This is a genomic window from Brachybacterium sp. p3-SID1565 (assembly GCF_025143785.1).
GTDB lineage: Bacteria > Actinomycetota > Actinomycetes > Actinomycetales > Dermabacteraceae > Brachybacterium > Brachybacterium epidermidis.
Genome location: NZ_JAMBDS010000036.1, coordinates 1 through 12,697 on the forward strand (window position 1 = coordinate 1; position 12,697 = coordinate 12,697).

The following is a 12,697-nucleotide window of genomic DNA, read 5'->3' on the forward strand; positions in this document are numbered from 1 at the left end:
ACATGGGTCACTAAAGAGGTCCAACTCAGGAAGGACGATCCGGCCTGGGCGCACCGGATGCTGCTGCTGCGAGGCGCTGACACCCTCACCCCGCGCGCCTGGGAGCGGCTCGAGGACGTGTTTGGCACCGATGACCCCACCGACGAGCTCTCCGCCGCCTGGGGCATCAAGGAGCAGCTCCGCCGCCTGCTGGCCACCGACACCCTGGCCCAGGCCTGGAACGAACGGATGCGGATGGGCTACTTCGTCCAGATCGCGAACATGCCCGAGGCGACCAAGCTCTACGACACCATCGTGACCTGGTGGGACGCGATCGAGGTCCTCATCGTCACCGGCGCGACCACCGCCCGAGTCGAGGCAGCGAACACGGGCATCAAGAACATCAAACGCACCGGCCGCGGCTTCCGCAACGCCGAGAACTACCGGATGCGTATCCTGCTGGCCAGCGCCGCGAGAACCGCAGCGTGAATACCCGCCACAGCAGACCCATTCACCACGAACCACGAAGAGCCAGTTTGTAAGGTCATTAGCTCCGGTAGTCCTGTCGGACTCTTCTGGCCGACGGGGCAGGGATGTCGGCATCGAAGGGGATCATCGGCCGGTCGATCCGGGAGTGGCCCAGGCGCACCAGGTCCTGGTCCACACCGCCCGGGGTGAGCGCCAGCAGCCAGTCGGCGGCGGCCTCGTACTGGTCCGGCTCCAGGTAGCCCATCTTCACGGTGACCACATCGAACCCCGTCATCGACAGGCCCAGCCGGGCGAACATGTCGGCGGTGGCGAACTGGGAGCGGCGGGCAGTGACCACCACCGTCAGGCCCGACAACTGCTCGGCCCCCGCGCCCTGCCTGGCCCGGCTCGTGCTGCCCTCGATGTCGTCGCTGCTGCCGCTCGCACCTGGCGCGGCAGGGACCAGCACCCGCAGGGCTGCCGCACGCCCGGTCGCGGGGGAGTCGTCGAGGGCCACCACCTCGGCGCGCAGCGGCACCGGGCCGGGCTCACGGGCATCGATCCGCCCGCCCACCAGTAAGTCCCCGCGCCCACCCACGCCCATCTCCCACGCTGCCTGGGCCGATTCCGGGTCCACCAGGGACACCATCAGGGCGCTCACCTGCCCGGCCCGGATCTCCTCGCGCTCCAGCAGCTGGGCCAGGCAGTGGGTGGTGTCGTCGGCGCCGCCCGCGCCGGGGTTGTCCCCGGAGTCCGAGATCCAGAACGGCCGCTTCTCGCTGGCGATCGCCTGGTCCAGGCAGTCGGCGAAGCTGCCGGTGGGGGCCACGAACTCGAAGTCGTGCCGGGCCTCCCACACCGCGGTGGCCAGCTCCAGTGCGGCGGCGTCCACCGCATCCGCGTCGGCCCCGAAGGCGACGATCGCGGCCTTGCAGCGGTGCTGGTCGGCCCAGGCGAAGCCCACCCAGTACGACACGTCGGTCACGCCCTCACGCGCGGTGAGCTCGGGGATGCGGCCGTAGATGGACCGGGCCGGTTCGATGCGGGTGGAGGTCTTCTCCCCGGGCAGCAGCACCGGCACGTGCACCAGCGCCTTGTGGGGGAGCGGACCACCGGCCATGACGGCGGTGGTGGCGTCCACCAGGTCGCGCAGGCCCCGCTCGCGGGTCTCCCAGGCGTCGATGTGGGGAGCGTGACGGTAGCAGGTGAGCAGGTCGCAGGCGTCGAACAGGGTCTCGGAGACGTTGCCGTGCAGGTCCATCGCGGTGCCCACCACCACGTCCGGGCCGATGACCTCACGGATCGCGGAGATCAGATCGCCCTCGGCGTCCTCCAGGCCCTCCACGCTCATCGCGCCGTGGATGTCGAAGTAGAACCCGTCCAGCGGCCGCTCGGCGTGTGCGGCGGCCAGTCCCTCGCAGATCTCCTGCGTCCAGCCCTCGTACACCTCACGCACCAGCTGACCCCCGGGAAGGGCACGGGCGTGCAGGACGCCCACGTAGTCGGCAGCCTCGCGCAGCGCCTTTCCCGAGGCGGAGCCCCCGGTGAAGAAGGGGTAGCGGTCCAGGATCTGCTCGGTTCCGCGGCGCACCTCGAAGTCCTCCGCGGAGGAGCGGTACGGGGTGAAGGTGGAGGACTCGATGGCGATACCGGCGATGCCGATACGGGGCCTGCGAGGCTCAGACCTGTGGGGCTCGGTGCGACGGTTCATGAGGAGGCCCTCCCGGACTTAAGCGGTTGATGGCGGGTGGGGCCATCCTCGCAGCAGCAAGTGAGGTACACAAATGTGTACACGTTGGTGGTATCCTTTCGCCATGGCGATCACCCAGGTACGAACCAGCCGCGAAGCCCGCGAGGAGATCGGCGCTGCCCTCGCCCGGTTCCAGGTCGAGGGGGTGACGGCCGAGCCCCTCGTCTTCGGCGCGCACCGCAAGCCCCAGGCAGCCATCATCCCCTTCGAGCTCTACGAGCGTCTCGAATCGATCCTCGAGGACCTCGAACTCGCCGAGACCCTCGCGTCCCGTATGAGCCAGCCGTCCTCCGACAGCGACTCTCTCCTGACCGAGCTCGGCTTCGACCCCGCTGACTTCGCGTGAGCCTCCCTTTCCGCTGGATCCCGGCGTTCAAGGACGATCTCAAGGCGCTGCCGAAGGACGTCCAGAAGGCAGCGATCGAGATGCTGTTCTCGCTTGCACGCGGGGAGGCCAGCGGCGCTCCGCTCTACGACCACCCCGCCATCGGTGACCTCTCCGACTGCCGGAAGGTCTACCTCGACCCGGATCCCGAACACGCCACCAGGCCCCGATACCGCCTGGTCTATCGCGAGCGACACGGTGGGCTCCACGGGATGATGGTCGAGGCCATCGCCGCCGGTGAGCGATACGACATGGATGCTTACGTACGCGCCGCAGCCAACCTTGGGCCCACCTCCAGGTAGGTGCCACGACTCCCGATACGGTGGAAGGGCGCCCCCCCGACCTCGCAGGAGACCCTGATGATCAGCTTCGATGACCGCCACGGCCCCGAGGACGCCGCCCCCGCGAGCGCCTACCCCGATCTCACCGTCCCGGACTGGTACCGCGACGCCAAGTTCGGCATCTTCATCCACTGGGGTCTGTTCTCCGTGCCCGGCTGGGCCGATGTGCTGGACCGCTCCGACGTCACCGAGGACAACGCCTACGCCCGCCACCAGTACGCCGAGTGGTACGCCAACACCGTGCGCATCGAGGGCAGCCCCACCCGCGAGCGGCACCTGAAGCTGTTCGGGGAGGACCACGACTACGAGGACTTCGCCGACTCGTGGGAACCGATCCGGTCCAGCCCCGCCGCCATGGTGCAGCTGGCCCGCAAGGCCGGCGCGAAGTACCTGGTGCCCACCTCCAAGCACCACGACGGCTTCTGCCTGTGGGACAGCCAGACCACCGACTTCACCGCTGCCCACCACAAGCCGGGCCGTGACCTGATCGCGAAGCTCGAGGAGGCCGCTCGTGCTGCCGGTCTGCGCTTCGGCCTGTACTACTCCGGGGCGCTGGACTGGCACGAGAGCGACTTCGGGCCCATCACCTCCCACGAGGAGCTGTTCTCCTTCCGCCGCAATGACGAGGAGTTCGCGGCCTTCGCCGCCGCCCAGCTACGCGAGCTGATCGACAGGTTCTCCCCGGACATCCTGTGGAACGACATCGACTGGCCCGATGCCGGCAAGCACGACGGCCCAAACTCCCTGCAGCAGATCTTCCGCGAGTACCTCCAGAAGGTGCCCGGCGGCATGGTCAACGACCGCTGGGGCGTGCCCGTGCACGGCGTGGCCACCCGCGAGTACCAGGACATCGACTCCGTGCAGGACGAGGTGTTCGAGGCCACCCGCGGCCTGGGCCTGAGCTTCGGCTTCAACCACGACGAATCCGCCGAACACGCCCTGACGGGCGCTGAGGTGATCCGTCTGCTGGTGGACGTGGTCTCCAAGAACGGCAACCTGCTGCTGAACATCGGCCCCCGCGCCGACGGCACCATCCCCGAGCTGCAGACCCTCGCCCTGGAGGAGCTGGGCGCGTGGATCAACGAGTACGGCGAGGCGATCTACGCGACCCGCCCCTGGATGCACGAGGCCGTGAGGACCCCGCCGGAGGGTGTGCGGTTCACTCGCGGGACCGACGGCACCGGCCAGGAGCAGCTGCACGTGCTGCTGCTGGACCCCGAGGCCGGTGAGGTGCGGCTCAGCGCCGAGGTCTCCGCCGCGATCCGTGAGCTCGCCGAGGTGCCCGAGCGCGGCGAGAAGAAGGGCGCCGCCGGTGGCGCCAGCGACGGCACCGACGAAGCGGCCGGTTCGGTAGGCCCGGGTGAGCGGGAGGACGCCGACCGCGCGGACGACGCCCGCTCGGTGCCCGACGGTCCCGACCGCGATGACGACGATGACCAGCAGGAGGAGCCGGCCGCCGCCCACGTGGACGGCGACCGGGTGGTGCTCACGCCGGGTGATGCCAGCGATCCGGTGGCGGTGGTGACGCTGCCGGTACGGTCAGGCCCACTGGCTTGACCTCGGCTCAGTGCCCCGCGGGGATCTCCGGCCAGTCACGAACGAGATGTGCCTCGAGCGCGCGGTGACGGAAGCTGTACACCGCGCCGCGGTTGATGAGGCCGCGTGTCGTGTCCAATCGTCTCGCGAAAGAGGCGACCTGCGTCGAGTTGGAATAGCCCATCTCGCGGGCGATGTTCTTCAGCGATCGCTCCTCGGGAGGAAGAGCCGCCATCGCCTGGATCATCTGCTCCTCACGCTCCGGAAGCCGCTCGAGGATCCGTTCGACATGGGACAAGGCCTCACGCTTGGCCGTCCGCCAGCCGTGCAGCACCTGTTCGCGTGTGATGATCTCCGAGTCCCCGGCGTACCAGGCGTGGTAGCCGGCGAGCTGGAAGAGGAAGGGCTCGCCCTGGCAGAGGTCGAGAATCGCGTCCCGAGCATCGGGCTGCATCCCGATTCGAGTCGTGCCTCCCTCCCCATCCGGCACCGGCCAGCCGTCCATCACGAAGGACTGCAGAGCGGATTCGAGGTCCTTGTCGCTCAGCGGTGAGAGGACCCTACGGTCGAACCGACGACCGAAGGTCGCTCCTCGCCTCGCCGAAGCGATGTCCCAGAAGTCCGGAAGTCCGGTGAGGTAGACCGCGATCGGCAGGTAGCGCTCGATGGTCATGTTCGACGCCGTCCTGACGCCGACCCTGGTCGCTGTGACGTCCCCGAGGACGATGAGCAGCTGGGACAGCACCGCCTCGTCAGTGATGTTCTGGACCTCGTCGAGGTGGATCAGGATGACCGTGTCCTTCCTGGCCACCGCGGCCTCGCCGATGCGGATCATCAGCTCCCGTACCGCTGCGAACGCCTCCGGGGCCTCCTTCTCCCGCATCGCTATGGAGACACCCTTGGCCGAGATCGAGGTGACGCGGGAGAGCAGGCCGCCGATCTTCGCGTCGGCCTTGTTGAAGCCGATCTCGCCGGAGAGATCGACCAGAGCGCTCGCCAGGATCGACAGCGGGTCGGCACCGAGCGGAATGCGCAGCTGACCGGTCACGAGGTCCCCACGCTGCTTCGCGTCCTCCGTGATGTACCCGACGAGCGTGGACTTGCCGAGACCAGCCTCTCCCAGAATCAGGCGCGGTCGCTCCGACAGACCGTCCACGCGTCGAGGCCGCACGATGTCGACCCAGTCGTTGATCTCGTCATGACGGCCGGCCCATATGGGTGGGACCACATCGGGCTGGACGCTGAAGGGACAATTCACGGAGCGGCGCATGTTGCTAACGTTAACAGCCTGGCGTGTCGCTGTTAACGTTAGCAACGCATGCGTGCCCTGCTAACGTTAACGGGACGTGCGGTCCCGATAGTTGCTGCACGGCGGGTGCGGTCTCCAGACGCATCCGCGCGGGGCGCACCGGCTCAGAACGTCTCGTACGTGTCCTTCGCGACCGTGAAGCCCTTCCCAGTGCGGGTGTTCCAGCAGGTCATCCCGGAGGATTCGCTGGTGCAGGCCACGTTGCCGTTCTTCGCGGACTCCCCATAGGCCAGCTCCGTGGCATCACCGCTGGCAACGCTCTGCCCGCAGTCCAGCTGCGGTTCGCCCTGGGCGCCCACGCGCACGGCGAAGGGGACGTCCTCGGTGCACTCGCCGCCGGTGTTGTTCTCCAGGAAGTGCTCCTCGAGGCTGCAGGAGACGTCATCACCGCTGAGTGTGCAGTGGATGTTCCCACTGGGGGAGACCAGGGCACTGAGCTCCTGCGCACCCTCGGGCGCGGGGGAGACCTCCTCGACCGGTTCCTCCTCGGAGGGCTGCTCCTCCTCGGCCGGGCCTTCGGACTGCTCGGTGGTGGGGGTCTCCGGGTGCTTGTAGGAGCCCTCCTCCGGGGTGATCCACTGGTACCCGAAGAAGAGCCCCGCGGCCAGCAGCAGCGCCAGCAGCAGGCAGCCTCCGCAGGCCAGCAGGTTCCGGGCGTGGTTCGGGGAGTCCTCGTCGGGCGGCGCGGCCGAGCCTGCGAACAGGTCATCCGGTGGGGGAGCGGCGCGACTGACACCAGGTGCGGGCGCGGCGGGGGGCCGGGGCTGCTGCGCGCCCGATGGAGGCTGACTCACTGCAGCAGACGGGCCGGTAGACGGCTGAGGGCCAGCGGTGGGAACTGGCTGGAACTGTGCGCCAGCGGCGGGCGGCTGGATCTCCGGGGACTGCGGGGCGGGCCCCTGCGGCACCACGTGGGGGCTGTTCACACGCACGCCGGGCGCAGCGGGGCGTGCCTGGTTCTGCGGGGGCCGGTTGTCTCCGGCTCCCGCCTGCGAGGAAGGCTCGGACACGAGCTACTCCTGTGCGTCGGGGATTCGGGGCGGCGGCCCGTGAGGGCCGTGCCGTCCTGCCCGCGGGCAGCGTGAGGGATGGTAGCGGGGTCTTCCACGCATGTGGAGGGATCGGGGCGATGCAGTGGGGTGGGTTACGCGGCGGCCTTAGCCGCGAGGAACAGCTCCACAGGCATCTCGCGGTCCAGTTTCCATACGATCTGCATCGGTCGAGAGCCCGTGCTGTGGTCGAAGCGGACCGTCCCCAGGCAGGTGTACGGTTCTGTCCCAATGTCGCCCGTCTTTGCTCGCCGTACAAAAAGGACGACGCTGGTCCCGAGTACCTCGTGCTCGATGTAGCGCCGGCCAGTGGGGCTAGCGGAACTCGTCGTGCTCTGGGACTCCCAATGGAAGGCGTCTTGGTTGATCGCGAAGTCCCGGTACATGGTGGTGGGAGAGTAGTCCGCCTCTGACTTCTTCAGCGTCACCATGAGTGCATCGGTTCTCATCGAGGGCAGCCATTTCACGCCCTCCCGGATGGAACCCGGTACACCCTTGTCCAGCGTTCCCATTCCGAGCCCGGCAAGGAGCTCTTCGCGTGAGTACCGGGCATGCGAGCGCAATGGCGTCATTCGAAGATTGCCTGGTAGGGACTGCGGATTCACTCGAGATTTGAGTGCGAGGAAGTCGAGAAGCCTAATGATTTCCTCCACCACTCGTGGGCGCGAACGGATCAGCTCGATGCCCCTCTCCAGGCCCGGCCCTTCGCTGGGCCAGAACGAGTGGTACAGCATCGATGCGTAGAGCTGATCTACCCCGTTGCCGACGGGTTCTTTGGAGGTGAGGAGCTCCCGGTACGCACGGATTCGGTCTGGATCATCCACATGGGTCAACGCCCCCACGCGCCGGAGCAGCACGTCATCGGTGTCGGTGCTAACGACGGTTCTTGAGGAAGGGAAGGCCCAATCCACCAGGGTTGACCAGCTCGAGGGCCTCTTTTGTCCTTGGAAGCTGCGGGTGGGAGGAGTGTAGACGTCGGCGAGAGAGCGCTCGGCTTCTCGCAGGTAGTTGGTAAGCGTGTAGTCGCTGGCCGGGACCTCGTCCGGCTTGTGCTGACGGACGTCGACAACCAGATCCTTGGTGCTGAGCTTCAGCTGCTTGCGGACGTTCTCGAGGACGATCTCCTCGGCCACGCAATCGAAGACGATCTGGGACCCCGGGGGGAGGAAGGGGAACCCGGCTTCGATGCTGTGCTCGAGCTTGTTCCTGGAGAGGCCGGTGAGTGCGCGGTACTTCAAGTCGAAGCGGAAGGCTTGGTTCTGGTGGCCGACGAAGTCGAGGACCGTCAGGACGGCCTTGTCGTCTGCGCGACGCAGCCCTCGCCCCAGCTGTTGAAGGAAGATCGTGGCGGACTGCGTTGGGCGCAGCATGAGGACCGTATCGATCATGGGGATGTCGAGACCCTCATTGAACAGATCGACGGCAAAGATGCAGGCCAGCTGGCCATCGCGCAGCCGCTCAAGACCGTGCCTGCGCTCCAGGGGCTGGGACTCGCCGGACAGAGCGAGGGCGGGGAGACCAGCGTCATTGAACACCTGAGCCATGAAGCGAGCGTGGTCGACACTGACGCAGAACCCGAGTGCTCGCATACGGGTGGGGTCAGTGACCTTGTCCTGGACAGCAGCGAGAACCTTTGCAGCCCTCGCGGTATTGCCGGTGTAGAGCTTGCTCAATTCGTCGACGTCGTACCTACCGCGGGTGAAGCGGATGCTGCCAAGGTCAACCCCGTCGGCGATACCGAAGTAGTGGAAAGGTACGAGCAGGTCGGCACTGAGTGCGTCCCACAGGCGCAGCTCGCTGGCGACTCGTCCGTTGAAGAACTCCTGCGCTACATCGACCCCATCGGCGCGCTCGGGTGTGGCCGTGAGGCCCAGCAGCTCGCGAGGTGCGAAGTGCTCGAGCACTCGCCGGTAGGTCGCAGCTTCGGCGTGGTGGAACTCATCCATCACGACAATCTCGAAGCGCTCACGCGCCCAACGGTGGAGCGCATCAGGTCGAGCTATCGATTGGATCGATGCGAAAACATGCTGGCCTCGTACCGGTTTGGAGTTTCCGACGAATAGCTCGCCGAAGCTCCCATCCTTCAGTACATCTCGGTACGTTCGAAGCGCTTGCTCCAGGATCTCTTTGCGATGCGCAACGAACAGCAGCGTCGGTCGCAGGCCAGGGGAACGGCATTGCCGCTTGTAGTCCAGAGCGGCAACCACCGTCTTGCCCGTTCCCGTCGCTGCAACGAGGAGGTTCTGGTGCCGCCCGTGGACCTCGCGCTCTGAGGTGAGATCACTGAGCATCGCCTGCTGATGTGGGTAGGGGCGAACATCGAGGTGGCTGACATCAAGGGATGCACTGGTGCTTCGACCGCTGTTCTGGGCGAGCAGCGTGTCGAGGTACGCGGCATCTCTTTCCGGGTCGTACGTGGCGAAGGCAGCGTCGTCCCAGTAGGTGTCGAAGGTGGACTCGAACTTGTCCAGGAGACTGGGAGTGGCCTGGCGAGAAAGCCGAACGTTCCATTCGAGCCCATCGACAAGGGCGGCGCGGCTCATGTTGGAGCTGCCGACGTACGCCGTGGTGTACCCGCTGGCGCGGTGGAACATCCACGCTTTGGCGTGCAAATGCGTGGACTTGGCGTCGTAGTTGACGCGAACCTCAGCATTCAGGGCCTGGACGAAGTAGTCGAGCGCTTTGCGATCGGTTGCTCCGATGTAGGTAGTCGTCAACACCCTAATTTTGACCCCACGTTCGGCGGCGGCGCGGAGCGCATCCTCGAGTACTCGAATACCGCTCCACTGCACGAAGGCGCACAGAAGGTCGATGCGATCGGCACTCGCCATCTCGAGACGGAGCTCGGAACCCAGCTGGGGGTCCATACGCGAGTTGGTGAAGAGAGCAACGTCGCTCAATGGTGTGGATGGTCGAGGCAGGGCGGGTGCCGGCGGCTGACTCACGGAAGTCAGCATGCGCGGGCCAGGGACGACGGTCGCCGCGGGTTCCGATGGGGGGAGCGCTTGCAGAACACGGTTCGCAAGCTCCACCTGCTCTTCACGGGGCAGCGTGGCGAGAACCTGGCTGAGGGCGGTGGAGATGTGCTGAGTAAGAACGTGAGCCACGTCCGCGCTATCGACCTCAGCTGTCACCGGCACGAGTCCGCTGGAATCTGCGTCCCGCAGCAGATCGCTCATTCCCGCTGTGACGAGTAGTTCGTACAATCCCGGGTCGAGAGGGTCTGTGCTCATGAGGGTCGCTCCGCTGTGCGCTCGTTCCGGCTTAGTAGCTGGGGTAGGCGCGCAATGATGGGGATATCGCCAGGTGCCCAGTCGAGTGTGTCGAGCCGATCCAGCGGGACCCAGGTCATCGCATCATGATCGGTACTCGAGCGGGGATCAGGACCGCAGAGCTCGACGTAGTAGCAGGCGAGCTCGATGGTCGTGGAGGCAACGTCGCCGATGCTGGTGTCGACGAGAGAACCCACAGTGACCTCGACGCCGAGTTCTTCGCGGAGCTCTCGTCTTAGCGCCTCTTCGGGGGACTCTCCACCCTCGACCTTTCCCCCGGGGAACTCCCACAGACCCCCGGCACTACGGTCAGGGTTGCGACGAGCAGCAAAAACTGTGTCACCGCGCTGGATGATGGCGCCCACGACGTGGATGTGCTGGTCGCTCACGGGGTGCGCTCCTCTACAGATCCCGAACACATCTGATACTACGGACCGGCTCTCGCTGGCGAGCTCGTATTGCCAACTACCGAAATTTTTCGCTCGAATGTCGGTTCTTCGTGCAATGCTCGCGGCCATGAAGCCATCGAAGCTGCTCACCACGTCGAATCTCGAGGTCGAGAGCCGTGCCATCGCCTACGAGAAGGCTGCCGGCCGCAAGACCACCGACACCCGTGACCACGGCCCGGCACACATCTGAGGCGTCGACGAATCCGGCCGGGATCACCGGTACTGAGTTCATACGGCGCGTGCTCGAGGCCGCCGATGGGAATGTGCAGTCCCTGATGACGGAGGAGTAGGGCTGCCGGGAACATGCCCCCGGCGATCGGGCATGACCAGCGGCGCTGGCCTGGCCTGCGCCGGCCCGGCCTGCACCGACCACCTGGACGGCCCCTGCAAGCCCGCCCGCGCCGCGCTCTACGCTGGACCACACCCGATCCACCCACAGGAGGCAACGCATGACCGCGAACGTTCCCACCGTGTCCTTCAACGACGGCAACTCCGTCCCCCAGCTCGGCTACGGCGTGTGGCAGGTCGAGGACGAGGTCGCCGCTGACGTCGTCGTGCAGGCCATCAAGGCCGGCTACCGGCACATCGACACCGCAGCCGGCTACGAGAACGAGGGCGGCGTGGGCCGCGCCGTGAAGGAGTCCGGCATCGCCCGCGAGGACCTGTTCATCACCACCAAGCTCGCCAACGGCGACCAGGGCTTCGACTCCGCGAAGAAGGCCCTGGAGACCTCGCTGGAGAAGCTCGACATGGACTACGTGGACCTGTACCTGATCCACTGGGCCAGCCCTCAGCGCGGGAAGTACCTGGAGTCCTGGAAGGCCCTCATCGAGCTGCAGAAGGAGGGCAAGGCCAAGTCGATCGGCGTCTCCAACTTCCCAATCGAGCAGCTGGAGGAGATCATCTCCGAGACCGGCGTGGTACCGGTGATGCACCAGATCGAGCTGCACCCCGAGTTCCAGCAGGGCGAGCTGCGCGCCTACCACGCCAAGCACGACATCGTCACCGAGGCGTGGAGCCCGCTGGGCCAGGGCGGCGACATCCTGCAGAACGAGGTCATCACCGAGATCGCCGAGGCCCATGATGCCGACCCCGGCCAGGTGATCATCGCCTGGCACCTGGCCATCGGCAACGTGGTGATCCCCAAGTCGGTGACCCCGGAGCGGATCGTCTCCAACTTCGCCTCGGTCGAGCTCGAGCTCACCAGCGAGGAGATCGAGAAGATCAACGGCCTGGACAACCCCGATGGCCGCATCGGCGCTGACCCCGCCAACCCCGGGTTCTGATCACGATCCCGCACTGACCGGTCCATCCGACTGGTCTGGTGCACGCAGCGGCGTCGGCGCCAGAGCGTCGGCGCCGCTGCTGCGTCGGGGTCAGAACGGGCGCTGCTCCCCGAGCCGCGTGCGCAGGAACTCCCGCTGCACATCCAGAGAGCGGGCAGCACCGCCGAGGACCTCGCTCTCGATGCGGTCCACTCCGTCGCTGAGAGCGGCCAGCTGCTCGTCGATCGCCCGCAGGTTCTGCAGCGCCTGCTGCTGGGAGCCCGGGGTGAACGAGGACAGGAAGCCCACGTTGTCCTCCACCGCGCCCAGCAGCTCCGGCACGTACCGGGTGCTCATGCCCTCCAGCAGCATCACGTCCTCGTCGTAGGGGCGGCGGGACTGCACCACCTCCGTGCGCATCAGCGCGTCGATCCGCACCAGCAACGCATCCGCGCGAGCCAGCACGGGCCGAGCCGCGTGGGGCGTAGAGCGGCGGTTCAGCTCCGCGATCCGACGACGCTGCTTCATGGTGGTGCTGACAGCACCCTCGAGCAGGGCGCGGGTTCCCTCCGGGACCGCGGCGCCGACGGCCCGCAGGGGCTGCTGGGCGGGACGGCGGTTGCGCAGCAGGTAGGCACTGCCCCCGGATACTGCGGCACCCACGGCGAGAGCACCGAGAGCGGGGCCGATCAGGCCGGAACCTCCCACCAGGCTACCGAAGCTGAACAGCACGAAGGTGCCCAGCGACAGGATCCCGCCGAAGAAGATCGGCACGTCCCGCGTGAGCCACTTGCCGCGGCGGCGAGGCATCGCCACACCGCGACCGGTGGGCGGGAACACCTTTCCCTCCAGGGGGCCAGGCGTCTGGGCAAGGGGAACCTGTCGGCCCTGCCT

The 12,697-nt window shown here is 66.9% G+C and carries 12 protein-coding genes; 6 read left to right on the forward strand and 6 right to left on the reverse strand.

Going from position 1 to position 12,697, the window contains the following annotated elements; all coding sequences use genetic code 11:
- A partial coding sequence (locus M4D54_RS09425) for a transposase (RefSeq protein WP_259891085.1) occupies positions 1 to 468 on the forward strand: 468 nt, incomplete at its 5' end.
- A gap of 58 nt (positions 469 to 526) precedes the next feature.
- On the opposite strand, the gene M4D54_RS09430 is transcribed toward M4D54_RS09425, so the two are convergent.
- Complete coding sequence (locus M4D54_RS09430; RefSeq protein WP_193864969.1) at positions 527 to 2,158, reverse strand: M81 family metallopeptidase; 1,632 nt, start codon at positions 2,156 to 2,158, stop codon at positions 527 to 529.
- A gap of 103 nt (positions 2,159 to 2,261) precedes the next feature.
- Between M4D54_RS09430 and M4D54_RS09435 the strand changes: the two genes are divergently transcribed.
- From M4D54_RS09435 to M4D54_RS09445, 3 genes are read left to right on the forward strand one after another with little or no spacing between them, the layout of a single operon-like run.
- On the forward strand, positions 2,262 to 2,543 hold the full coding sequence (locus M4D54_RS09435) for a hypothetical protein (protein WP_017823480.1): 282 nt from the start codon (positions 2,262 to 2,264) through the stop codon (positions 2,541 to 2,543).
- A complete protein-coding gene (locus tag M4D54_RS09440; RefSeq protein WP_193864968.1) occupies positions 2,540 to 2,884 on the forward strand; it encodes a hypothetical protein in 345 nt (114 codons plus the stop codon). The genes M4D54_RS09435 and M4D54_RS09440 overlap by 4 nt, the downstream gene beginning before the upstream one ends.
- 57 nt (positions 2,885 to 2,941) lie before the next feature.
- Positions 2,942 to 4,480, forward strand: a complete 1,539-nt coding sequence (locus M4D54_RS09445) for an alpha-L-fucosidase (RefSeq protein WP_193864967.1) — start codon at positions 2,942 to 2,944, stop codon at positions 4,478 to 4,480.
- A 7-nt stretch (positions 4,481 to 4,487) separates the two neighbouring features.
- On the opposite strand, the gene M4D54_RS09450 is transcribed toward M4D54_RS09445, so the two are convergent.
- The 4 genes from M4D54_RS09450 to M4D54_RS09465 all read right to left on the reverse strand — a co-directional run bounded on the left by M4D54_RS09450 (position 4,488) and on the right by M4D54_RS09465 (position 10,478).
- Positions 4,488 to 5,729 (reverse strand): ATP-binding protein, encoded by a 1,242-nt coding sequence (locus M4D54_RS09450; protein ID WP_193864966.1) that lies wholly within the window; start codon positions 5,727 to 5,729, stop codon positions 4,488 to 4,490.
- 143 nt (positions 5,730 to 5,872) lie between these two features.
- A complete protein-coding gene (locus tag M4D54_RS09455) occupies positions 5,873 to 6,562 on the reverse strand; it encodes a hypothetical protein (RefSeq protein ID WP_259891086.1) in 690 nt (229 codons plus the stop codon).
- A gap of 350 nt (positions 6,563 to 6,912) precedes the next feature.
- Entirely contained in the window at positions 6,913 to 10,050 is a 3,138-nt protein-coding gene (locus M4D54_RS09460) for a DUF3427 domain-containing protein (RefSeq protein ID WP_259891087.1), read from the reverse strand.
- Positions 10,047 to 10,478 (reverse strand): (deoxy)nucleoside triphosphate pyrophosphohydrolase, encoded by a 432-nt coding sequence (locus M4D54_RS09465; protein WP_311199694.1) that lies wholly within the window; start codon positions 10,476 to 10,478, stop codon positions 10,047 to 10,049. Before M4D54_RS09465 ends, M4D54_RS09460 begins: the two co-directional genes overlap by 4 nt.
- 127 nt (positions 10,479 to 10,605) lie before the next feature.
- Here M4D54_RS09465 and M4D54_RS09470 point away from each other — a divergent pair, with 127 nt between their 5' ends.
- Positions 10,606 to 10,728, forward strand: coding sequence for a hypothetical protein (locus tag M4D54_RS09470; protein WP_259891089.1), 123 nt, complete (start codon positions 10,606 to 10,608; stop codon positions 10,726 to 10,728).
- Between the two features lie 259 nt (positions 10,729 to 10,987).
- Positions 10,988 to 11,824 (forward strand): aldo/keto reductase, encoded by an 837-nt coding sequence (locus M4D54_RS09475; RefSeq protein ID WP_259891091.1) that lies wholly within the window; start codon positions 10,988 to 10,990, stop codon positions 11,822 to 11,824.
- A 90-nt stretch (positions 11,825 to 11,914) separates the two neighbouring features.
- On the opposite strand, the gene M4D54_RS09480 is transcribed toward M4D54_RS09475, so the two are convergent.
- Positions 11,915 to 12,643 carry a hypothetical protein gene (locus tag M4D54_RS09480; protein ID WP_259891092.1) on the reverse strand — a complete coding sequence of 243 codons (729 nt, stop codon included), beginning with the start codon at positions 12,641 to 12,643 and terminating at the stop codon, positions 11,915 to 11,917.
- Positions 12,644 to 12,697: the final 54 nt, after the last annotated feature.

Excerpts from the sequence above, each read along its gene's own strand:
- M4D54_RS09470 (WP_259891089.1), top strand. The coding sequence starts at position 10,606 with ATGAAGCCATCGAAGCTGCTCACCACGTCGAATCTCGAGGTCGAGAGC.
- M4D54_RS09430 (WP_193864969.1), bottom strand. The coding sequence starts at position 2,158 with ATGAACCGTCGCACCGAGCCCCACAGGTCTGAGCCTCGCAGGCCCCGT.
- M4D54_RS09445 (WP_193864967.1), top strand. The coding sequence starts at position 2,942 with ATGATCAGCTTCGATGACCGCCACGGCCCCGAGGACGCCGCCCCCGCG.
- M4D54_RS09460 (WP_259891087.1), bottom strand. The coding sequence starts at position 10,050 with ATGAGCACAGACCCTCTCGACCCGGGATTGTACGAACTACTCGTCACA.
- M4D54_RS09435 (WP_017823480.1), top strand. The coding sequence starts at position 2,262 with ATGGCGATCACCCAGGTACGAACCAGCCGCGAAGCCCGCGAGGAGATC.
- M4D54_RS09450 (WP_193864966.1), bottom strand. The coding sequence starts at position 5,729 with ATGCGCCGCTCCGTGAATTGTCCCTTCAGCGTCCAGCCCGATGTGGTC.
- M4D54_RS09475 (WP_259891091.1), top strand. The coding sequence starts at position 10,988 with ATGACCGCGAACGTTCCCACCGTGTCCTTCAACGACGGCAACTCCGTC.